This is a genomic window from Psychroserpens citreus, assembly GCF_055686305.1.
On sequence record NZ_CM145999.1, the window covers coordinates 1,055,390 to 1,079,569 of the forward strand.

At 34.0% G+C, this 24,180-nt stretch carries 19 protein-coding genes; 11 read left to right on the top strand and 8 right to left on the bottom strand.

Annotated features, from left to right (window positions below; all coding sequences use genetic code 11):
* Nucleotides 1–151: 151 nt before the first annotated feature.
* From aspS to ACTU6T_RS04765, 4 genes are all read left to right on the top strand, one after another.
* Complete coding sequence (gene aspS, locus ACTU6T_RS04750; RefSeq protein ID WP_460220114.1) at nt 152–1,906, top strand: aspartate--tRNA ligase; 1,755 nt, start codon at nt 152–154, stop codon at nt 1,904–1,906.
* A 45-nt stretch (nt 1,907–1,951) separates the two neighbouring features.
* Nucleotides 1,952–3,730: a chloride channel protein gene (locus tag ACTU6T_RS04755; RefSeq protein ID WP_460220115.1), complete on the top strand. Its 1,779-nt coding sequence runs from the start codon at nt 1,952–1,954 to the stop codon at nt 3,728–3,730.
* 80 nt (nt 3,731–3,810) lie between these two features.
* On the top strand, nt 3,811–4,047 hold the full coding sequence (locus ACTU6T_RS04760; RefSeq protein WP_460220116.1) for a hypothetical protein: 237 nt from the start codon (nt 3,811–3,813) through the stop codon (nt 4,045–4,047).
* Between the two features lie 142 nt (nt 4,048–4,189).
* Nucleotides 4,190–4,381: a cold-shock protein gene (locus tag ACTU6T_RS04765; protein ID WP_008269621.1), complete on the top strand. Its 192-nt coding sequence runs from the start codon at nt 4,190–4,192 to the stop codon at nt 4,379–4,381.
* A 170-nt stretch (nt 4,382–4,551) separates the two neighbouring features.
* On the opposite strand, the gene ACTU6T_RS04770 is transcribed toward ACTU6T_RS04765, so the two are convergent.
* Nucleotides 4,552–5,001: a nucleoside deaminase gene (locus ACTU6T_RS04770; RefSeq protein ID WP_460220117.1), complete on the bottom strand. Its 450-nt coding sequence runs from the start codon at nt 4,999–5,001 to the stop codon at nt 4,552–4,554.
* A gap of 78 nt (nt 5,002–5,079) precedes the next feature.
* Between ACTU6T_RS04770 and ACTU6T_RS04775 the strand changes: the two genes are divergently transcribed.
* Nucleotides 5,080–6,042: an energy transducer TonB gene (locus tag ACTU6T_RS04775; protein WP_460220118.1), complete on the top strand. Its 963-nt coding sequence runs from the start codon at nt 5,080–5,082 to the stop codon at nt 6,040–6,042.
* Nucleotides 6,043–6,064: 22 nt separating this feature from the next.
* Nucleotides 6,065–7,843, top strand: coding sequence for a 1-deoxy-D-xylulose-5-phosphate synthase (locus ACTU6T_RS04780; RefSeq protein WP_460220119.1), 1,779 nt, complete (start codon nt 6,065–6,067; stop codon nt 7,841–7,843).
* Here the strand turns inward: ACTU6T_RS04780 and ACTU6T_RS04785 are convergent.
* Nucleotides 7,821–8,000, bottom strand: a complete 180-nt coding sequence (locus ACTU6T_RS04785; RefSeq protein ID WP_460220120.1) for a hypothetical protein — start codon at nt 7,998–8,000, stop codon at nt 7,821–7,823. The genes ACTU6T_RS04780 and ACTU6T_RS04785 overlap by 23 nt on opposite strands.
* Before the next feature lie 229 nt (nt 8,001–8,229).
* Nucleotides 8,230–9,573, bottom strand: a complete 1,344-nt coding sequence (locus tag ACTU6T_RS04790; RefSeq protein WP_460220121.1) for a deoxyguanosinetriphosphate triphosphohydrolase — start codon at nt 9,571–9,573, stop codon at nt 8,230–8,232.
* Between the two features lie 199 nt (nt 9,574–9,772).
* Here ACTU6T_RS04790 and ACTU6T_RS04795 point away from each other — a divergent pair, with 199 nt between their 5' ends.
* Both ACTU6T_RS04795 and ACTU6T_RS04800 read left to right on the top strand, forming a co-directional pair.
* Nucleotides 9,773–11,044, top strand: a complete 1,272-nt coding sequence (locus ACTU6T_RS04795) for a hypothetical protein (protein WP_460220122.1) — start codon at nt 9,773–9,775, stop codon at nt 11,042–11,044.
* Between the two features lie 89 nt (nt 11,045–11,133).
* Nucleotides 11,134–13,962, top strand: a complete 2,829-nt coding sequence (locus tag ACTU6T_RS04800; RefSeq protein ID WP_460220123.1) for a TonB-dependent receptor — start codon at nt 11,134–11,136, stop codon at nt 13,960–13,962.
* Between the two features lie 79 nt (nt 13,963–14,041).
* Here the strand turns inward: ACTU6T_RS04800 and ACTU6T_RS04805 are convergent, their stop codons facing one another.
* Nucleotides 14,042–14,398: a toxin-antitoxin system YwqK family antitoxin gene (locus ACTU6T_RS04805; RefSeq protein ID WP_460220124.1), complete on the bottom strand. Its 357-nt coding sequence runs from the start codon at nt 14,396–14,398 to the stop codon at nt 14,042–14,044.
* 383 nt (nt 14,399–14,781) lie between these two features.
* Here ACTU6T_RS04805 and ACTU6T_RS04810 point away from each other — a divergent pair, with 383 nt between their 5' ends.
* Both ACTU6T_RS04810 and ACTU6T_RS04815 read left to right on the top strand, forming a co-directional pair.
* Nucleotides 14,782–15,984 (top strand): porin, encoded by a 1,203-nt coding sequence (locus ACTU6T_RS04810; RefSeq protein ID WP_460220125.1) that lies wholly within the window; start codon nt 14,782–14,784, stop codon nt 15,982–15,984.
* An 80-nt stretch (nt 15,985–16,064) separates the two neighbouring features.
* The gene (locus ACTU6T_RS04815; RefSeq protein ID WP_460220126.1) at nt 16,065–18,383 is read left to right on the top strand and encodes an inorganic phosphate transporter; all 2,319 of its coding nucleotides are present in this window, start codon (nt 16,065–16,067) and stop codon (nt 18,381–18,383) included.
* Nucleotides 18,384–18,448: 65 nt separating this feature from the next.
* On the opposite strand, the gene ACTU6T_RS04820 is transcribed toward ACTU6T_RS04815, so the two are convergent.
* The gene (locus ACTU6T_RS04820) at nt 18,449–18,955 is read right to left on the bottom strand and encodes an RDD family protein (RefSeq protein WP_460220127.1); all 507 of its coding nucleotides are present in this window, start codon (nt 18,953–18,955) and stop codon (nt 18,449–18,451) included.
* Between the two features lie 86 nt (nt 18,956–19,041).
* Between ACTU6T_RS04820 and ACTU6T_RS04825 the strand changes: the two genes are divergently transcribed.
* Entirely contained in the window at nt 19,042–19,764 is a 723-nt protein-coding gene (locus ACTU6T_RS04825) for a DUF6503 family protein (protein WP_460220128.1), read from the top strand.
* Here ACTU6T_RS04825 and chrA read toward each other — a convergent pair.
* The 3 genes from chrA to ACTU6T_RS04840 all read right to left on the bottom strand — a co-directional run bounded on the left by chrA (nt 19,761) and on the right by ACTU6T_RS04840 (nt 24,019).
* Nucleotides 19,761–20,903, bottom strand: coding sequence for a chromate efflux transporter (gene chrA / locus ACTU6T_RS04830; RefSeq protein WP_460220129.1), 1,143 nt, complete (start codon nt 20,901–20,903; stop codon nt 19,761–19,763). The genes ACTU6T_RS04825 and chrA overlap by 4 nt on opposite strands.
* A gap of 26 nt (nt 20,904–20,929) precedes the next feature.
* Complete coding sequence (locus ACTU6T_RS04835; protein ID WP_460220130.1) at nt 20,930–21,439, bottom strand: RDD family protein; 510 nt, start codon at nt 21,437–21,439, stop codon at nt 20,930–20,932.
* 81 nt (nt 21,440–21,520) lie between these two features.
* Nucleotides 21,521–24,019, bottom strand: a complete 2,499-nt coding sequence (locus ACTU6T_RS04840) for a ribonucleoside-diphosphate reductase subunit alpha (protein ID WP_460220131.1) — start codon at nt 24,017–24,019, stop codon at nt 21,521–21,523.
* Between the last annotated feature and the right edge of the window lie 161 nt (nt 24,020–24,180).

Below are 24,180 nucleotides of genomic sequence, written 5' to 3' on the forward strand. Positions count from 1 at the left end.
ATACTTTGGTTTAAAAACCATTGTACAAGAACCTTTTTAGGGAATTAGAAAAGGTTTGATTAATAGCAGAAAAAGTCATAACACAATGTTATGGCTTTTTCATTTTAATAGTCGATTAACTTGATTAAATTTGCAGGATTAAAATTTCGATATGTACAGAAGTCATAATTGTGGTGAATTAAGAGCATCACACATCAATACAGAAGTCACACTAGCAGGTTGGGTTCAAAAATCTCGTGACAAAGGATTTATTGTTTGGGTAGATTTACGTGATCGCTATGGTATAACTCAGTTGGTCTTTGACGAAGAGCGCACCTCTAAAGACATGATGAAACAAGCACAAGAACTTGGTCGAGAATTTGTGATTCAAGTAAAAGGCAAAGTCATTGAACGTGCTTCTAAAAATCCAAATATACCAACGGGTGATATTGAAATTCTCGTTTCAGAATTAAATATTTTAAACGAAGCGCAATTACCACCTTTTACAATTGAAGATGATACTGATGGTGGTGAAGAATTACGAATGAAATATCGTTATTTAGATATTCGTCGTAATCCAGTAAAAGATAGCCTAATATTTAGACATAAAGTGACTCAAGAAGTGAGGAATTATTTATCTAAAGAAGGATTTATCGAAGTTGAAACACCATATTTAATCAAATCTACTCCTGAAGGAGCTCGTGATTTTGTCGTGCCATCTAGAATGAATGAAGGTCAGTTTTATGCGCTTCCTCAATCCCCTCAAACGTTCAAACAGTTATTGATGGTTGGCGGAATGGACAAATATTTTCAGATTGTAAAATGCTTCAGAGATGAAGATCTACGTGCCGACAGACAACCAGAATTCACACAGATTGATTGTGAAATGGCTTTTATTGAGCAAGAAGATATCTTAAATGCGTTTGAAGGTTTAACACGTCATCTTCTTAAAGAAGTGAATGGTGTTGAGATTGAAAAATTTCCTAGAATGCTTTACGATGATGCTATGCGTCTCTACGGAAATGATAAACCAGACATTCGTTTTGGAATGCAATTTGGAGAACTAAACACAGTTGCCCAACATAAAGAGTTTAACGTTTTTAACTCTGCTGAACTAGTAGTAGGTATTGCTGTTCCAGGTGGAAATAGTTATACCAGAAAGGAGATTGACAAACTTATTGATTGGGTAAAGCGACCTCAAGTTGGCGCCTTAGGAATGGTATATTGTAGATGTAATGATGATGGGACTTACAAATCCTCTGTAGATAAGTTTTATGATCAAGATGATCTCGCAAAATGGGCCGAAGTAACTGGAGCTAAAGCTGGAGATTTAATCTGTGTTTTATCAGGAAATACTAATAAAGTTAGAGCACAATTGAGTGCCTTACGTATGGAATTAGCAGAACGTTTAGGTTTACGTAAACCTAATGAATTTGCGCCACTTTGGGTTATGGATTTCCCGCTTTTAGAGTGGGATGAAGATACTGAGCGATACCATGCTATGCACCATCCATTCACATCACCTAAACCTGGACAAATAGACTTATTAAAAACAGATCCAGGAGCTGTAAAAGCTAACGCTTATGATCTTGTTCTTAACGGAAATGAAATTGGTGGTGGTTCTATTCGTATTCACGACAAAGCAACTCAAGCCTTAATGTTTGATTATTTAGGCTTTACTCCTGAAGAAGCCAAAGCACAATTCGGATTCTTAATGGATGCGTTTCAATATGGAGCACCTCCTCATGGTGGGCTCGCTTTTGGTTTAGACCGATTGGTCGCGATACTTGGCGGACAAGAAACCATTCGTGATTTTATAGCATTCCCAAAAAATAATAATGGACGAGATGTCATGATAGATGCACCTGCTCCAATTGATGATGAGCAATTAACAGAGTTGAGCTTAAAACTCAATTTAAAATCATAAATTAAAAATCCTGCTCCGTGCAGGATTTTTTAGTAGATTTAATACATGCCAATCCAAAACCTAATAAAACGCTTACTCATTTTGCGATATAAATACATTTCGCAAAAAAACTTTGTGTTCTTATTGGCTATTTTAATTGGTTTACTTTCCGGACTAGTTTCGGTGACCATAAAAAATATCACTTATGGTATTGAATGGTTACTCTCCAAAATAATCATTGTATCACAAAATAGCATTTATTTCATACTACCTGTTATTGGACTATGGCTTATATATCTATTTGTAAAATATGTATCTAAAAAGAAAGTAGAACATGCCATACCAAGCATACTATTTTCTCTATCTAAAAAAGATGGCTTGCTCAAACGAAGTCGCATTTACTTGCCTCTTATTACAGCTCCTTTAACTGCTGGTTTTGGTGGTTCGGTTGGATTACTAGGACCTGCAATTGCCTCGGCTTCCGCTGTGAGTTCAAATATTGGACAACTCTTTCATGTGGATAGAAAAACGAGAACTCTACTTATTGGCTGCGCAGCTGCAGGAGCCATAGCTTCTATTTTTCAATCTCCAATTGCTGCTATCATTTTTGCAGTAGAAGTTTTTAGTTTAGATTTAACCTTTGCGTCTTTATTACCACTACTTATTGCTTCAGTATCGTCGGTATTAACCTCTTATTTCTTCCTCGGAAACGGAGTGTTATTCAATTATAATGTAGCAACAACATTTGCATTGAGAGACACTTTGTTTTTTATCATTCTAGGTATTGGGACAGGCATTGCTTCCATATATTTCTCAAAAATATACTTCGCCGTTTATAAATTTTTTGAACGTTTTAAAACTAATGGACAAAAGTTAATTGTAGGCGGTTTAGCTATCGGTGTGATGCTGTATTTCATACCTCCTCTCTATGGTGAAGGCTTTGGTTTTATTAATGATCTTCTAGATGGAAATCATTTACATGCCTTAGGTAAAACACCTTTTGATGATTATCTCGACAATATTTGGGTTGTTATTGCATTACTTATCGGTATTACTATTTTTAAAGCTGTAGCCATGACCACGACATTTGCTGCAGGTGGTGCGGGTGGAATTATTATTCCAACTATGGTTATGGGAAGTGCTTTAGGAAATGTGGTAGCAAAAATTATCAATAATATCGGATTAGGATTTCAAGTCTCAGAATCTAATTTTACACTTATAGGCATGGCTGGATTAATAGCAGGTGTACTACATGCACCTTTAACTGCTATTTTTTTAATCGCTGAAATCACAGGTGGTTATCAACTATTTGTTCCTCTAATGATTACCGTATCCATGTCATTCATCATTACTAAAAATGCTATTGATCACACAATATACACCAAAGAACTTGCCGAAAAAGGAGCCTTATTAACCCATAATAAAGATCAGTCTGTTTTAACGCTAATGAAATTAGATAGCGTGATTGAGCAAGATTTTACCATTTTAAATTCTGAAATGTCGCTTGGAGATATGCTACATCAAGGTGTTGCAAAATCTAGTCGGAATTTATTTCCAGTCGTAGATGAACATCAGTATTTAGTTGGAATTATACTATTAGATGATATTCGAACAGTGATGTTTGATCAAACACTCTATGACACAACGTCTGTAGAAACCTTTATGCATAACCCACCAGAACATATTCATTATGAAACCGATTCCATGAAAGCCGTTATGAAAAAGTTTCAGGACACAGGTGCATGGAATTTACCAGTTATAAAAAATGAAAAATATTATGGTTTTGTATCAAAATCAAAACTATTAACAGCGTATAGACGCGAATTAATTAACTTTACATCGTAATCTTAGCCTAAATTTGTCATATTGAGCACAGTCGAAATGTTTCAAAAATTAAAGTTTAAGTCAAAATATTACTGATACAAATGAAATACATCATTCTCATCGCTTTTTTACTCTCCTTTGGAAGTATCTTATGTGGCTACTTTTTAGATGTCGAATACTCACAAAAGCTTATTGGATTTGGTGTGACAGGTATTTTTCTTGTTGTTTTTCCTTTATTTACTTACCATCGTTGGAAAGATAAAAATGTTAAAGATTATATGCTTACTCAGGAAAATCTCGAAAAGATGAGAGAAAACCAAAGAGAGAAAAAATATTAAATTTGCTACATTCTCTTGAAGTCAATGAAACACTAGGTTTTTAACTTATTAGCTTTCAATATTTTAAAATATTACAATTAATTAACACATCGCATTGTATTATAGCGTACATTTGCATCTTAATTAATATATTTTTTTTACAATGACTGGAACAGTTAAATTTTTTAATGATTCAAAAGGATTTGGATTCATTACCAACGAAGAAACAGGAAAAGACATTTTCGTACACGTATCAAACCTTAATGGTGTTGAGTTACGCGAAGGCGATAATGTAGAGTACACAGAAGAAGAAGGAAGAAAAGGAATGGTTGCGGCTAACGTACAAGTTCTTTAAGAGATATACTTTATATTACAAGTTTCAACGTCTAACGAAAGTTAGGCGTTTTTTTTTATTCTTTTTTTGGCGTTACCTCACTTCGCAAAAGCTACATAAGGTCAGGCTCTTGGCAGTCGCTCTTTTCAAGGAGTTCCAACAAAGCCTCCATCTTTAACGCGGGTTTCGGCTTAATTCAAATTTCGTTTCTGAATAAAAAAACGTTTCAGTAAGTCTGCAGCTTCATCAGCAAGAACACCACCAACCATTGTAGTTTTTGGATGCAATTTGGTCTTCAAGCTTATGCATCCACGTTCATGATCTCTTGCTCCATATACGATTTTAGAAATCTGACTCCAATACAACGCACCTGCGCACATTTGACAAGGCTCTAAAGTCACATATAGCGTACAATTAGATAAATACTTTCCTCCTAAAAAATTAGCCGCAGCAGTAATGGCTTGCATCTCTGCATGTGCTGTCACATCGTTTAATAATTCCGTAAGATTATGAGCTCTGGCAATGATACGATCATTTATAACCACAATAGCTCCAACTGGAACTTCACCTTTATCAAAAGCATCCTCAGCTTCTTGTAAGGCCTTTTTCATATAATATGTGTCATCAAAAGGATTTTCCATAGTCGTAAAAATACAATTCTAATCGATTCTAACATACATCGGCAAGAAATTTGATGCTTTTTAGGAAATCTTTCAACTATGAAACCACATTATTCTATCTCTATCCCTAAACCATGTCATGAAAATTGGTCAGAAATGACACCTAGAGATAAAGGGCGATTTTGTCAATCGTGTTCTAAAACAGTTATTGATTTCACTAAAATGAATACGGTTGAAATTCAAACCTTCATCCATCATAATAAGCATCAACGTATATGCGGACATATCAAACAAAGTCAGCTTTATACCATTAATTTACAGATTTCCGAAGTAGTATTCGAGCAACGATTAAGCTTTCATAAGATATTCTTATTAGCTTTATTACTGGCTATGGGAACAACCTTGTTTAGTTGTTCAGATGATAAAGGGCAAACTAAAAAAATAGAGAGTATTGAGATTATAGAGAAGATGATAGATTCTACTCAAGCAGAATTAAAACAACACTTGGACTCCACAACAACTTGTACTCCTAAAGTCAAAGCAGATAGTATTGATCATAAAAAACAGATTCCACCTCCTCCAATACCAGTCATTAATGGATTGGTTATTACAGGTGAAGTATTAGACACTACTAGAGATTCAATTATTGAACCTGAATATCCTGAAGTTGAGGGTATGATCGAAGTAAATTATGAAGACCAACCTCATTCATGGTACGCAGTAGATGAAAAACCCAATTTTATAGATGCGCCAAAAAATCTTTCCGAAGAAAAGGTTGAAAGCTATTTTAATAACAGATTAAGTAAGATAGTAAAACAAAATTTTGATATGGACATAGCATCCAAATTAGGTCTAAAAGGACGGCAACGTATATTAACTCAATTTACAATAAATGGTAAAGGAATAATTGAAAATATTAGAATAAGATCACCTCATCCAAAACTAGAAAATGAAGCTAGGCGTGTCATACAACAATTTCCAAAATTCAAACCAGCAAAACATCATAATCAGCCAGTTGATTTACTTTTCAGTTTACCTATTGTTTTTGTTATTGAAGAGTAATTAATTCTCGTATTTTTGTGTAGTGCAAAACCCACTTTTAGATCATATTAATAATCCTTCAGATTTAAGACAATTAAATCCCAATGAATTGCCTCAACTCGCTAAAGAGTTGCGTGAGTTTATCATTAATATTGTAGCCACAAAAGAAGGTCATTTAGGCGCAAGTCTTGGTGTTGTAGAACTAACTTTAGCCTTACATTATGTGTTTAACACACCTGTAGATCAACTCATTTGGGATGTTGGCCATCAAGCCTATGGTCATAAAATATTAACTGGTAGAAAAGGTGTATTTCATACTAATAGACAGTTAGATGGTATTAGCGGGTTTCCAAAACGAGAAGAAAGCGAATATGATACTTTTGGAGTTGGGCACTCTTCGACATCTATTTCAGCAGCTTTGGGAATGGCAATTGCCTCACAATTGAAAGGAGAAGACAAACATCATATTGCTGTGATTGGAGATGCATCCATTGCCAGCGGAATGGCTTTTGAAGGTCTTAACCACGCTGGTGTTACAGATACTAATCTTTTGGTCATCTTAAATGATAATGCCATAGGTATTGATCCAAGTGTTGGTGCTCTAAAACAATATTTGACTAATGTAAAAACGGGGAAAGACAATCAAGACAATATTTTTGAAGCCTTGAATTTTAATTATTCTGGTCCAATAGACGGACATGATTTGACTGTTCTCGTTTCAGAATTAAAACGCTTAAAATCGGTAAAAGGCCCAAAGTTTCTACATGTGATTACCACAAAAGGAAAAGGCTTAAAACAAGCTGAAGACAACCAAGTAAAATACCACGCACCTGGCAAATTTAATGCTGCAACCGGTGACTTACTCCCAAAAGACACTAAAGTTCAAGCGCCCAAGTTTCAAGATGTATTTGGCCATACTATTGTTGAATTGGCTCAACAAAACGAAAACATTGTTGGAATTACTCCAGCCATGCCAACTGGGAGTTCGTTAAAATATATGATGGATCTAATACCTGATCGTGCTTTTGATGTTGGGATTGCCGAGCAACATGCTGTTACATTGGCAGCGGGAATGGCTACACAAGGACTTATTGTGTTTTGTAATATCTATTCCACTTTTTTACAACGTGCGTACGACCAGGTAATTCATGATGTAGCTCTTCAGAATCTTCCTGTTATTTTCTGTTTGGATCGTGCTGGCTTGGTCGGTGAAGATGGTGCAACGCATCATGGAGTATTTGATTTAGCGTATTTAAGATGCATCCCAAATCTCGCTATTTTTGCACCGAGAAATGAAATAGAATTACGGAATATCATGTATACTGTTCAAAAAGGTATAGATGGTCCAATTGCCATTCGTTATCCAAGAGGCCGCGGGCATATTTTAGATTGGAGGCAGCCATTTTCTGAAATTGAAATCGGCAAGGCTGTCTCTCTTAGAAAAGGAAAAACGATAGCAGTATTATCTATAGGTACGATTGCAGTGAATGTTGAAGAAGCGATTACAGCTTGTGAGTCTAATGAAATGATATCGCATTATGATATGCGATTTGTAAAACCTTTGGATGAGCAATTACTTCATTCAATTTTTAAAACACACCAACATGTAGTCACAATTGAAGATGGGGTTGTAACTGGCGGATTTGGAAGTGCCATTTTAGAATTTGCTTCAAAGCACAAGTATAATGTACCTACAACAACTTTAGGACACCCCGATTATTTTATAGAACATGCTTCTATAAAACAACAACATCAATCGATAAAGATTGATGCTGATAATTTAAAACTATTTTTTAATTCTATTGCTCTTCCTCATCAGTAGTAGCAATATCTGCCTGTTCTTGATCATTTACGTCTAATACTTCAACCGTATTAATCTGCGGCTCTTGATTACCTTTACTTGTAATGTCATCAAGCATTAACAAAAACGCAAGAGTTACAAAAAAGATGACCGCAGCTCCAAGAATATTTTTTTTCATTTGAGTAGGTTTAAAAGATTAGGTGAAACAAATATAGTAAAAACATCGTCTAAATACAAGTTTTATCGACGAAATGCGTTTAATTAAAAAAGAGCTCTACAAGCTCCCCTTCTTTTCACAAAGTAAATATCTTAATTATTTAACGTAATTCTTGCTGGTTTGATAATAATTATCAACACTAATATCAACAATACATTAAATATATAATAAAGCGAATCTTATATTCTTACTACAAATGATTTCCTCTTAACTTTTGATAGGTAAGCATTGCATTTGAATCAGACATTTTAGATATGTAATAACATACAGACATCAAGCTTTCATAAACTGTGCTTTGTTTAATATCGATATGCTTTTCTAAGCTTTTCAAAATCAATTTATCAAAGTTAGACGCCTCTCCGTTAAGATTATTTACGACTGCTTTTGAAAATACGGATAAGAGCTCATCAATTACCTTATAACCTACTATTTCTTTATCTATAACCTCTTTAGACTGATAGACATTTGAAATACTAAGCTTAATAATATCGTTTATCTGAGCTTCATACTTACTATAATCAATTAGAGACTTAGAAAACGTTCCAGAAAGCATGGCTTCTTCATGAGTCATAAATAATTCAACAGCTTCATTAATTAATGTGTTTATTGCTAAAGAACGTAAATAACTTAAGCGGTCTTGAGCATTTTCTAATGCATTATACGTTTTAGTTTGAATAGAGTCTCTAACTAAATTAATAAGATATTCTAATGCGTATTCTTCTTGAATTAATCCTAAATTGATACCGTCTTCAAAATCGATAATGGTGTAACAAATATCATCTGCTGCCTCTACTAAATACACCAAAGGATGTCTACAATAACTTATACTATCGTTAGCACCTCTTTTCACTAATCCCAACTCATCGGCTATATCTTGAAAAATAGCCTTATCGCTTTGAAAAAAGCCATATTTCTTATCAGCAATATGTTGCGTTGGTTTTTTGGGTAATGATTCTTTTGGATACTTAGTAAAAGCCCCCAAAGTAGCATAACTTAATCTTAAACCACCTACTCTACCTTGTCTGCTTTCGGTTAAAATTTTAAATCCATTGGCATTACCTTCAAAACTGCATAGATCTTCATACTCCTTTTTAGTTAGTTGATCTTCAAAATAACGACCTTCTCCAGACTTAAAAAAAGCGCCTATTGCTTTTTCTCCTGAATGTCCAAAAGGTGGATTTCCAATGTCATGTGCTAAAGCAGCTGCTGCAACAATAGCTCCAAAATCATTGATTTGGTAACCATGAACATCACGCAAATGTGGATGCTTTTCTAGAAGCTTTTGACCTACACGTCTCCCCAAAGAACGCCCAACTACACTAACCTCTAAACTGTGTGTTAATCTAGTATGAACAAAATCTGTTTTAGATAACGGAACCACTTGAGTCTTGTCTTGTAGACTTCTAAACTCTGAAGAAAAAATAATACGATCATAATCAACTTCAAAACCTAATCGTGTTTCGTCTTGTTCTTTTCGTAAGCGTTTATGAGTATCTCCAAATCGTTTTAAGGAGAGTAAGTGTTCCCAATTCATAGGTCTAATTTAGCCTTTGCAAGATAAACTTTTTCAATGTTAATTTAATGTTTCCTTTCTATAAAAAATAAGGTTTCTGCATAACACTTAATTAACGGTTTCATGATTTACGTTTAATATCCTATTAACTTAAACTTTACACACTTCTTTTTTCTTTGCAGCTGAATTACTACTTACAAAACTATTTAAAAAGTATATCATGAAAAAATTAGTATTATCTGCATTAATTATCTCTTCACTAGTATTTACTGGATGTTTTAAAGATGATGACACACCAATTATTATAGAAGAAACAACCATTATTAATAACGGTGGAAATGGAAACGGTGAAGAATGCGCTACAGTTTCAGTAACTGGAGCTATTGTTGAAAACACGACATGGACTAACGATAATATTTATCAACTCAACCAAAAAGTAGTCGTAGATAATGGTGCTACGTTGACTATTGAAGAGGGAACTATTATTAAAGGCACTCCTGGAACTGGTTCTTTAGCCTCTGCTTTAATTGTTGCTAGAGGTTCTAAAATAAATGCTATTGGAACAGCTACACAACCGATAATATTTACGTCAACCAGTGATAATATTACTTGCGGTGAAACTGCTGGTACTAACTTAGACCAAAATGATAGAGGTCTTTGGGGCGGATTAATCATATTAGGAAATGCGCCTTGTTCATTTTCCGGAGATATTTCTGAAGCTCAAATTGAAGGGATTCCTGCTGACGATACTTTTGGTTTATATGGAGGGGCAGATGCTGCTGATAATTCAGGAGTAATTTCATATGTATCAATTCGTCATGGAGGTGCTTTAATTGGAGAAGGAAATGAAATCAACGGTTTAACACTTGGCGGTGTTGGTAATGAAACTATAATCAATAATATAGAAGTTGTTGCTAATGTTGATGATGGTATCGAATTCTTCGGAGGAACAGTAAATGCTTCAAACTTATTAGTGTGGGCTCAAGGTGACGATGCTCTAGATATTGACCAAGCCTATTCTGGAACCATTGATAATGCTGTTGTCGTGCTAGGAGATTTTTCAGACCATGCTTTCGAAATTGATGGCCCTGAAGGTTCTGCTGATGGTACTTTCACCTTACAAAATGCAACAATCATTGGTAATACTGTAACTGAAAATGGTGAATATGCAGATTATAGAAGTGGTGCAACAGGAACTACCAACAATATATATGCTTACGGATTTAAAACGTCTTCAGATGTTGAATTAGATAATGATGGCGTTGCTACTAATTACAATAATGGAGAGTTAGTATTTGGGGCTTGGGAAATTGCGTTACCAACTGGTGTTACAAATGTTGAAGACATTTTTGTAAACAAAGCAGAAACTGTAACGGTATCTGGTTTTGGATCTACTGCTTCAGCAGTAACACAAGGTGCTAATACAGTTGGTGCTACAACCTCTGAATTGGCTTGGACGTATTCTAATACTGCTGGAGGTTTAGGGTTCTAAACTAAAAAACACTTAGTATTAGTCAAAAACTAACGATGCTGCCCTTAAATATCTTTTATGAGTAGTATCGTTTAGATAATTAAACACTTATGAAAAAAAATATTTACTCACTTATAATGACCTTGCTAACATGTATTGGTTTTGTTAATGCACAAGAAGGAACATTAGCTGGAACAATTATGGATGGTGAGTTTGTAGAACCTATGGCTTTTGCTAATGTATTAGTAAAAGGAACAACTACAGGAACAACTTCAGATTTTGATGGCAAGTACACCATAGATTTAGAGCCTGGGACTTATACCATCGTATTTTCTTTTGTTGGTTACAATACGCAAGAGATTAGTGATGTTGTTATTAAGCCAGGAGAAGTCACTCAAATAGACGTGACCTTAGAAACCAACTCTTTAGATACTATTATTGTCACTACTAGTGTAAAACGTAACACTGAGAGTGCCGTATTAAATATGCAAAAGAAGTCTGCTGTAGTAATGGATGGTTTGTCTGCTCAATCCATCAAAAGTACTGGAGCAAGTAATTTAGCAAGTGCCGTAAAAGCTGTTCCTGGAGTATCAATTGAAGGCGGAAAATATGTATATGTTCGAGGTTTGGGTGACCGTTATACCAAATCCATTCTAAACGGAATCGATATTCCTGGTTTAGATCCAGATCGAAACACCATTCAAATGGATCTATTTCCAACTAATATTTTAGACAATGTCATTGTACTGAAATCGGCTTCAGCAGAATATCCAGCAGATTTTACAGGTGGTATTGTTAATATTGTCACTAAAGACTTTCCAACTAAAGCCGAATATACCATTTCATTAGGTACTGGATACAACCCAAGCATGCACTTTAATGACAAATATTTAACCTATACAGGAAGTGATACTGATATTTTAGGTTTTGATGATGGCACAAGAAACTTACCCATTAATCGTTACCAGCAGATTCCCGGAACTTTTGATAATAGATTATTATTAACGACGCTTACCAATCGTTTTCAAAAAGAGCTTCAAGCAAAACAGGAAACTAGTGGTATGAACTTCGATTTCGGATTTACCTTAGGCAATCAATATGATTTAGGAGATGACAAAATTGGATACCAAGCATCATTTTCCTATAAAAATGAAACCACTTTCTACGAAAACAGAAACGACGGAGCTTTTGTAAAGAATTTTGATGATGCCACTGATACAGAATTAAAATCGGTATTAGATTCAAGAGGTTCTGAAGGGATTAATACTGTAATTCTTAATGGAATGCTAGGATTAACATATAAAACAGGCCAGTCTAAATTCAAGGCAAATGTTTTACATATTCAAAATGGTGAATCTACTGCTGGTTTTTTTGAACAAGATATCTCACAAGATGGTGTTGGTGGTGGTATAGAACCATTAATTAAAAATGCACTAACCTATACAGAGCGTTCTATAACAAATGTGTTGCTTGGTGGTAAACATCGTTTGAGTAATGATGACAACGCATTTAATTTTGAATGGAAATTATCTCCTACCTTTTCTAAGGTTATGGATAAAGCGCATCGAATAACCCCTTTTCAGGAATCTGGTGAAGGTCAATTTTTTGTGAGTCCATCGGCATCTACATTTCCAATTCAACTATGGAGAAATCTAATTGAAGAAAACTGGGCTGGAAAGGTAGATTTTGACAAAACCATTGAACTTTTTGGACGTCCTGCTAAATTAAAATTTGGTGGAGGTTATACCTATAAGTTTAGAGATTTCAGCATTGATGATTATACATTTAATATTCAAGGAGACGATTCTTTTGTAGCCGATGGAAATGCTGATAATTTATTAGCTTTCGAAAATATATGGAATCCAACAACAGATTCTGGAACGTTTCTAGTATTTGGCGACCAATTTAATCCAATAGATGCCTATGAAGGCGAGCAAAATATTGGTGCAACTTATATTTCTGCAGAATTTAATATATCAGAAACATTAAAAACTGTTTTAGGTATTCGTACTGAATTTTTTCAATCGTATTATACAGGTCAGAACAATGAAAAAGCATTTGAACGAGAAACTATACTCGATGAAATTGATCTGTTCCCTTCTGCTAACTTAATCTATGCGCTTAACGATAATTCTAATTTAAGAACCTCGTATTCAAGAACTACAGCTAGACCATCTTTTAAAGAATCATCTGTAGCTCGAATTTTTGACCCTATTACCAACAGGTTATTCATTGGAAATATTGATCTAGTCCCAACTTATGTGAATAACTTCGACTTGCGATATGAGCACTTTGGAGACGAAGGTCAAATGTATGCGATTAGTGGATTCTACAAAGATTTTAAAGATCCAATAGAACAATCCTTCTTTTTACAAGCACCAACACAATTAACCGTTGCCAACTTAGGTAATGCCAAAGTATATGGTTTAGAATTTGAATTGAGACAGCGTTTAGGCTTTATAACTGAAGGCTTAAATAATATAAAGTTTTCTACAAATATCTCATTAACCAAATCAGAACTAACCATGTCTGAGGCCGAATTTACAAGTCGACAACTGGCAGCAAGAGAAGGTCAAACTATTGAAAGAGAACGAGATTTACAAGGACAAGCTCCTTTTGTAATCAACTTTGGATTAGATTATAGCAATGATGACATAGGATTACAAACTGGTTTATTTTATAATGTTCAAGGAGAAACACTACAAGTAGTTGGAATTGGACTTGTACCTGATGTTTATACTCAACCCTTTAATAGTTTAAATTTCACCTTAAATAAAGCATTTGGTGAAGATAAAAAATCATCTATTGACTTTAAAATCTCTAATATTTTGAACAGTAAGCGTAAAAGTGATTACGAATCATTTCGTGCTCAAAATCAAACCTTCTCTTTAAGAGAACCTGGCACCGAAATATCATTAGGGTACTCTTATAAGTTCTAAACTAAAGTTTTGAATTAGTCTCTATAAAAAGCCCCAACCGTATTGGTTGGGGCTTTTTATTTTTAAAATTTTATTTTTATCAGTTATGCACTGCTAATTCAACTTTGTCTGTCCATTCACTTACGCTAGTTATTTTAGAATCTACATAGTTAACCTCTTTCAGTTTATTATCAGACCAAAATAACCATTTACCTGTTTTATGCCCATTGTCATACTTTCCAACTGTAACTTTATTACCCTCAAGGTCATAGCTTGTCCATACTCCATGTAGTTCTCCAGCTTCATTAAAAGTGCCTTGTTGTTCAATCATTCCATTGTCATAATAGTATGTAGCGACAGTTAAATCACCATCTTTATTGATGTCAACTTTTTTTGATTCCTGAGCAAATGTTAGTGAAACACATAACATTAAAGCAATAGTAAGTATCTTTTTCATAGTGATTTTAGAATTTATGGCATGTTGCTTAACAAAGCTAAAAAAAACTTTACAATAATCAAACATTTAGATAACATTAAATTAACATTAGAATTTTAAATCACTGATTATCAATTATTTATAAATGTTAATAATTAGATAATACTAACATTACATTTAAATTACTTTCCATTCTCATATTTGACAAGTGTTTTAAACACTATAATTAGATTTTCATAATGTTATTAGTTTTTGTCGGCTAAATTTATGAATTCTAATGAGGCTGCTTTTTACAATAAAAGCAGCCTTTTTTTTATTAAATCCTATTGTAAAATTAATTATTAGGAAACATTAAGTTAACATTAGAGTCGGTTATTTGCAGCGACAAAAACTAATAACTTAATATGAAATTTAAATTTACCCTAATACTCGTTTTGAGTGTTTTCTGTTATTCTAATTCACAAGAAATTAGTGATACTTCATTTGGAAAAGGACTTATAAACTTTACAGCTAAAGACAGTTCTTTCAGTATTAAATTTGCACCGCGTTTTCAAGTGCGCTCTGTTTCATCATGGGATCACGATGGAGACCAGTACGGAAGCCCAGAGCATAATTTTATAGTACGGCGAGCCCGATTAAAATTTGACGGTTTCGCATATAGCCCAAAATTAAGATATAAAATTGAGCTAGGATTATCTAACCGTGATATATCTGGAGCTAATCAATTTAATAGAAATACACCTCGTTACATTTTGGATGCAGTTCTTATGTGGAACTTTGCAGAAAATTGGGAACTTTGGGCTGGACAAACAAAGTTACCTGGTAACGTTGAACGTGTTATCTCATCTGGAAATTTACAATTGATTGATCGTTCTTTATTAAACAGTCGTTTTAATATCGATCGTGATCTAGGTATACAGCTACGTCATAAAACCAAATTGGGAGAGCACTTTTTAATGCGTGAAAAATTATCTCTTTCTCAAGGTGAAGGTCGTAATGTAACCGAAGGCAATGAAGGAGGGTTACAATATACTGCTCGTGTTGAATTTTTACCGTTTGGAACATTTAAATCCAAAGGAGATTATAGTCATTCAGATTTGAAACGTGAAGAAAAACCTAAGTTAATGCTCGGTTTCACATACAACTATAACCAAGATGCTGTTAGAGAAAGAGGTTTTGCTGGAGATTATATGTTGAGAGCAGATGGCTCATTATATAAAACAGATCAGACTACAATTTTTGCCGATGCGGTATTTAAATACAATGGATTTTCATTTATGGGAGAATATGCGAAACGAACTGCAGATGATGAAATCGCAACAGAAATTGACGGAACAACTCCAACTGGAGATATCGTTCTAACCGGTAATGCCTTAAACTTACAAGCAGGTTACCTATTTAAAAGTAATTATGAAATTGCTGCACGTTTTACAACTGTAGACTACGAAAGTGTAACTGGCGCTTTACCAACTGATCAATATACTTTAGGATTTAATAAATTTATAGTTGGACATAAATTAAAAGTTCAATCTGATATAAGTTACACTACAGTGGATGGAAATGAAGACAATATCACATTTAGATTAGGATTTGATTTTCATTTTTAAGCAAGGAAAACATAACAATAAGGTAACACTTTACCGAAATAGTTTTAAGATATTTGCAAACCTTTTTAAATTAAACAATTATGGATAACATGTACTTATTTATGCTCATTGCTATTACTGTTTTAGCAATTGCAGATATTATAGTAGGAGTTAGTAATGATGCAATTAATTTCTTGAATTCTGCTATTGGTTCCAAAGCAATTTCTATGAGAACTATCATGATAGTTGCTAGCTTAGGGATTTTTATTGGAGCCGTGTATTCGAGTGGATTAATGGAAGTAGCACGTAAAGGAATATTTGTTCCTGGCATGTTTAATTTCCATGAAATCATGCTCATTTTTATGGCAGTTATGATTACTGATATTCTATTATTGGACTTCTTTAATACATTAGGTCTACCAACATCAACAACCGTATCTATTGTATTTAATTTATTAGGTGCAGCTGTGGTAACAGCTTTAATTAAAATTGGACATTCTGAAGCATACACCTTTTCAGATTTGGGTAGTTTCATTAATACAGCCAAGGCCTTAGAAATTATAAGTGGTATTTTATTATCAGTTGTTATCGCTTTTAGTGTTGGAGCTCTTGTACAATGGATTTCTAGATTGATTTTCACATTTCAATATGAGAAAAAGATGAAGAGCTTTGGTGCAATTTTTGGAGGATTAGCATTGACTGCCATTTTATATTTCATCTTCATGAAAGGATTAAAAGGTACACCGTATTATAAAGATTTAAAAGGATATGTTGAAGGGAACGAATTATACATTATCGGTATTGGATTTGCAATTTTTGCTTTATTCTCTCATGCGTTTCAAATAATAACAAAGAAGAGTATTCTTCTTGTTGTCATTGCTGTCGGGACGTTTGGTTTAGCACTAGCGTTCTCTGGAAATGATTTAGTGAACTTTATTGGGGTTCCAATGGCGGCGTATCACTCTTACGAAGCTTGGGTTTTAGATGGCGGTGCAGCTACTGGTTTTATGATGGATGTTTTGGATAAGAAAATGCCAGCAGAGCCTTTCTTATTATTTATAGCTGGAGGCATAATGGTTATAACATTATGGTTTTCTAAAAAGGCTAAAACAGTAGCTGAAACTGAAATTAGTTTATCTCGTCAAGGTGAATCTCATGAAAAATTTGAGCCTAATGCTTTATCAAGAGCTGTAGTAAAAGGAACATCTTGGTTATCTACAGCATTGAGTTCTATAGTCCCAACGGCAACTCAAGAACGTATAGCTAAAAGCTTCCACAAACCTGAAGAAAACTTGACTAAAGCTCAAAGTGTTGAAGCTCCTGCTTTTGATATGATTAGAGCATCTGTCAATCTTATGGTTGCTGGTGTATTGATTGCCATTGCAACTTCAATGAAATTACCATTATCTACCACTTATGTAACTTTTATGGTAGCCATGGGTACGTCTTTAGCAGATCGTGCTTGGGGAGCAGAAAGTGCAGTTTATAGAGTAGCTGGTGTTCTCAATGTTATTGGAGGTTGGTTTGGTACTGCAATTGGTGCCTTTACTGCTGCAGGAATCGTAGTATTCTTAATCAATTGGGAGCCAAGAGTAATGACACCTATTCTGTTATTAATTACGGCATTTTTACTATATAGAAATTATAAATCTCATAAAAATAATGCAAACAAGTCTATTGATGAAGATAGTATAAAAGAAACAGGCAGTCGCTCAGTACAAGGTATCATTCATGAAAGTGCTACAAACATTGCCAACGTAGTAAAACGTGGGAATAAAATTTACACCAATGCAATTAGAGGTTTAGCCTCTCAAGATTTGGCACTTCTTAAAAAGAATCAAAAACAAATAGATAAACTATCTACTGAAGTAGAAACCTTACGCGATAATATTTTCTATTTTATTAAAAACTTAGATGAAACGAGTCTTAGAGCTAGTAGTTTTTACATCAACATACTAGGTCACTTACAAGACATGACTCAGTCTTTAGAGTATATCTCAAAAGTAAGTCATAAGCACATTAACAATAATCACAAGAAACTTAAATTTAGCCAAATTAGGGAGCTTAAAGAGATTGATGATGCTTTAGAAGTTTTATTCAATGAAACTAAAGATGCTTTTAACTCAAGTTCTTTTGAACAAATTGGAGCTATTTTAAATGAAAAATCTCAAGTTTATAATCTTGTGAAGGAAAAAATTGAAAAACAAGTTAAACGAACTCATACAGAAGAATCGAGTCCTAAGAATACAACATTGTATTTTAGTCTACTTCTTGAAACTGAAGATTTATTAGATGCGACAATGAATTTATTGGAGGAATATCATAACTCATTTGATAGTTCTGTTGAACCTGCAACAATTACTGTGGTTGAAGAAGAAACAGTTTCAGATGAGCGTACTTCTGATGAAGAAAGCGAATAATTAAACAACATATTTAGTACAAAAACCACCTTTAATAGGTGGTTTTTTTTATTATTCTTATTGGTCTATTCTCCTATTTTTCCAATGTCGTCTAAATCTTCAAAGGTTTGTTTCTTTGCTTCAAACTTTGCGATGTCAACAACATAAGTTTTTGAAATAGAATCATGCCAACCTTTACCATCATCCCCAAAAAATGAAAAAGCCTCAAAAGGGATCAAGCGAGATAACGAACGTATTAATATGTCATTAAAGGTAGGTTTGCTCCCATCATATAAAACCACTTTAGTTTTAGTAATATATTTTCCAATAGAACGTCCTGTTAAAGTTTCAATTGTTGTGTAATAGATTAAAATAATTATGCCTCCAAAAACATAGTCAACTATACGGCTATCAGACTCCACAACCAAATCATATAATCCATAACTTCCTGTAAGCTCAGAAATAACACCAATTAAAATACCTAAAACAATTACGAGTACAAATCTAATGATATAGTCAATAAGAACATTGGCAAAACGAATACCTTTAGTTGCTAAAACATCTTGTGTTACTGTATATTTTATATGATTCATAGATAAAAGATTTGGTTAGTGCCCTCAAATATAGGATTCTTACATTAAAATCAAATAGTTTAAATTCGTATTCTAAATAGAATTTCATGAAAATATTATCTATAACAATTATTGCTGTCTTAAGTTTTCAATCGCTCATCGCGCAACATATTAGCGGAAAGGAACTGCTTCAAAAAGCAATCAAATATCATGACCCACAAGGACAGTGGCCAACCTTCAATGGTGAACTTCTTGTCACCATGGAAACACCAAATAACCCAAATCGGGACAGTAAGATTATTATCAATTTGCCTCAAGATTATTTTTATGTAAGTGCCAAACGAGATACAGTCACTACAGAATACACCTTAGACAAAGGAAAGTGCAGCATGCGATTAAATGGTTCGGAGGATATTTCCGAAGCACAATTAAAAACTCACAATTTGAGTTGTGATCGTGCAGAACTTTATAAAAATTATTACACTTACCTCTACGGATTACCAATGAAATTAAATGACGAGGGGACCATTATACATGATGAAGTAGAACTAAAAACGTTTAAAGGCAAAGCATATCTTGTACTAAAAGTATCTTATGAAAAAAATGTAGGTAACGATGTTTGGTTTTTCTATTTTAATCCAAAAACCTATGCAATGGAAATCTATCAGTTTTTTAAAACTGATGCTAATGGAATCCTCAAAAAGGATAGCGGTGAATATATTTTACTTACTGAAACCGAAATCATTAATCATATTAAACTTCCTAAAAATAGAGCTTGGTATTATAATAAAGATGATGGGTATTTAGGGACCGATACGTTATCTCACTAAGATAAGAAAGTCATCAATAGATAGCCCATAACGGCACCAATAACAATCACCCATATAGGACTTACTTTTTTTGTTTTAAAGGTTAAAATAACGGCAATTAACGCAATAAGTATAGCTTTCCAATCTATTAAAGTTTCTTTCATCATTAGTAGTAATACGGCTAGCATTACAGCTACAGCAGCCACATTTACAGCACTTAAAAAGTGTCGCAAAACTGTAGACTTTTGCATTTTAGGAATCAACGGATTTAAAATCAAAACGAATAAAAATGAGGGAAGAAATATTCCAGCTGTTGCTGCTAATGCACCATAGAATCCCGATAATTGATATCCGATAAATGTTGATGTTGATAAAATTGGTCCAGGTGTAAATTGTCCTACAGCAATCGCATCAATCAATTCAGCTCTAGTTAACCAACCTCTAGTCACCAATTCGGCATCTAGATATGCAAATAAAACATAACCACTTCCATAAAGTATAGCACCAACTTTTAAAAACACCCAAAAGACATTCAACGTTGACACTTTTAATACTGAAGTTCCTAAACCAGGTAACAATATTAAAGGGGACACACTATTAGCACTTTTAATAGTCTTTTCTTTAATCGAAAAGTATAGCATTCCTAAAATTCCTGCAGTTAACAAAGCGATAATTTCATTAACACCTAAAACACTAGCAATTAGTACTAAACTCCCTAAAATAGCTAATTCAGTAGATTTTACAGCTTTCTTACCTAATTTGAGTATTGCAGAAGCAATAATCGCTAGAACAGCTGGTTTTATTCCAAAGACAAAGGGCTCTACTTCTGGTAAGCTACCATATGATACATATAAATATGCCAAAATAGCCGTAATAACTGTAGCTGGTACAATAAAGGATAACCCTGCCACAAAAAGGCCAATTTTACCTGCGCGTTCATAGCCGCAATGCATGGTCATTTCGGTAGAGTTTGGTCCAGGAATTAAATTAGTTGCTCCAATTAAATCTAAAAAATAGTCTCGAGTCATCCACTTACGCTTGGTAACGATTTCGTCTTCCATCATTGCAATATGGGCAGCTGGACCTCCAAATGCAAAACAACCTAATTTAAAAAACACACTGGCTACTTCTTTGAGCCTCTTACCTTGATTTATTTTCATAATTCAAATGTATGATACTAACTAATTTACATTGATTCTCCTATTTGACCAATTTGCTCCAATTCGAATACTTCATTTTTCTTTTCCTTAAACTTATCAATCTTTACCACATATGTTTTGGGAATAGAATCATGCCAACCTTTACCATTAGCACCTAAAAAGGATAAGGCATCAAAAGGTATTAATCGGCTAAAGCTTCTTTTAAGAATTTGCGTATTGGTAGGTTCACTTCCATCATATGATACCACCATAGTATTGGTTGCATACTTACCTAATGTTCTAAACGTGTAACGCTCCATTAAAAAATAATATACGAGCATTAATAAATAACTAAATGCATAATCCTCTAATTCAGACATTCCATTCCAATAGTCATCTAAAGCATAGTTGCCTGTAAATTCACCTATATAAAAGAATCCATAAGATAAACCATACATGACCGCATATTGGGGAATTAAATCAATAAAATGATGCAACAAACGTTGGCCTTTACTGGCTAGAAGATCATCAGTAATTATAAATGGTTCTGTATTCATAAAAAATTAATGGTTAGGAGACATCAAACATAAAAAAAAGCATCTCAATTGAGATGCTTTTTTTTAAATAACACTTAATTATTAAGAACCACACATTAAGCAATCATCACCTTCGGCTTCTTTAGCCTGAGCAATTAAGGCTTTCATTTCTTCAGCACTCATTGGTTCTACATCTACATTTGCAGTTTCAGGCTTTGCCTTTTCTGCTGTTTGCTTTGCAAACTTGGCTGCGGTTTCAGCAGCTTTTTGTTGTTTTTGAGCGACATTTTCAACAGCTACATCTTGAACTTCGGCAACCGGTTCTGTCTTTGCAGTTCTTGTAATTGTTACTTTCTTCGCATCTACAGCACTCTTGGTACGTAAATAGTACATTCCGGTTTTTAAACCGCTCTTCCAAGCGTAGAAATGCATAGACGTTAATTTTGCCATTGTTGCACCTTCCATAAACAAGTTAAGGGATTGTGACTGATCGATAAAGTATCCTCTATGTCGTGACATATCAATAATGTCTTTCATACTCAACTCCCAAACTGTTTTGTAAAGCTCTTTAATATCTTGAGGAATGTTCTCTACATTTTGAATAGACCCATTAGCTCTCATGATTTCATTTTTTAAACCTTCATTCCAAAGACCTAAATCCACTAAGTCTTCTAATAGGTGTTTGTTGACTACAATAAATTCTCCAGATAACACACGGCGTGTGTAAATATTGGATGTGTAAGGCTCAAAACATTCATTATTTCCAAGAATTTGAGACGTAGATGCTGTTGGCATTGGTGCCACTAATAGTGAGTTACGCACACCATTTTTAAGCACTTGCTTACGCAATTTTGCCCAATCCCAAAGTCCACTTAATTCTTCATCCTTAATACCCCAAAGGTTATACTGAAATTCTCCTTTACTTATTGGAGAGCCTTCGTAAGATTCGTAAGGCCCATCTGCTTTAGCCTCTTCCATACTTGCTGTAACTGCGGCAAAGTATAGTGTTTCAAAAATATCTTGATTTAATTTTTTAGCTTCATCGCTTGTAAATGGTAAACGTAATTTGATAAAGGTATCTGCTAAACCTTGAACTCCTAATCCAACTGGTCTGTGACGGAAGTTAGAGTTTTCGGCTTCTTTAACAGGATAGTAATTCCTATCGATTACTCGATTTAAATTCTTTGTTACACGTTTTGTAATTCTGAATAATTCTTTATGATCAAACTCTCCGTTTTTAACAAACATTGGAAGTGCAATCGAAGCTAAATTACATACAGCAACTTCATCTTTAGAGGTATACTCCATGATTTCAGTACACAGATTAGACGAACGGATGGTTCCTAAATTCTTCTGATTAGACTTACGGTTTGCTGCATCTTTATACAACATGTAAGGCGTTCCTGTTTCAATTTGAGATTCTAAAATTTTCTCCCAAAGCTCACGAGCTCTTATACTTTTACGGCCTTTACCTTCTGACTCATATTTAGTATAAAGCGCTTCAAACTCTTCACTATGCACATCACATAATCCAGGACATTCGTTAGGACACATCAAGGTCCATTCACCATCTTCTTGAACGCGTTTCATAAATAAATCTGGCATCCACATGGCGTAAAATAAGTCACGAGCACGTAATTCTTCGGCACCATGATTTTTCTTTAAATCTAAGAAACTCATAATATCTGCATGCCAAGGTTCGATATACATCGCAAAACTTCCTTTACGTTTTCCTCCACCTTGATCTACGTAACGTGCAGTATCATTAAACACTTTAAGCATTGGAACAATACCATTACTTGTTCCGTTAGTTCCTGCAATATAACTTCCAGTAGCACGAATATTATGAATAGACAAACCTATTCCACCTGCAGATTGAGAAATTTTTGCTGTTTGCTTTAATGTATCATAAATACCATCAATACTATCATCTTTCATTGTTAATAAGAAACATGATGACATTTGAGGTTTTGGTGTTCCAGAATTGAATAGTGTTGGGGTAGCGTGTGTAAAGTATTTTTTAGACATTAACTCATAAGTCTCAATGGCTGCATCTAAATCATTAAGATGAATCCCAATAGATACTCTCATAAGCATATGTTGTGGACGTTCGGCAATCTTACCATTTAATTTTAATAAGTAAGAACGCTCTAAAGTTTTAAAACCGAAATAGTCATAACCAAAATCACGGTTATAGATGATAGAAGAATCTAATTTATCTTTATTATCAATAATCACCTTATACACTTCATCACTAAGTAAAGGCGCTTTTTTATTAGTTCTCGGGTTTACATAAGTATATAGGTCTGTCATGACCTCACTAAAGGTCTTTTTTGTGTTTTTATGTAAGTTAGACACAGAAATTCGTGCTGCTAAACGTGCATAATCAGGATGAGCAGTGGTCATTGTTGCCGCTTGCTCTGCAGCTAAATTATCCAATTCACTTGTGGTTACACCATCGTATAAACCATCAATTACTCGCATAGCTACTTTAATTGGATCTACAAGTTCATTAAGTCCATAACACAATTTACGAACTCTCGACGTGATTTTGTCGAACATTATCGGTTCTTTTCTTCCGTCTCTTTTAACTACATACATACGTTACACATTTTTTAGGGCCTTTTTCGAAGCTACCATTCAGAAAAAGGGTTAGTTAGTTATTAATCAATAAGGAGTTGATTAATAATGGATTAATTATTAGGTTTTATTTTGAAATCAAAATTGGTACTGTCTTCTGAAATTTAAAATTTCAATATGTC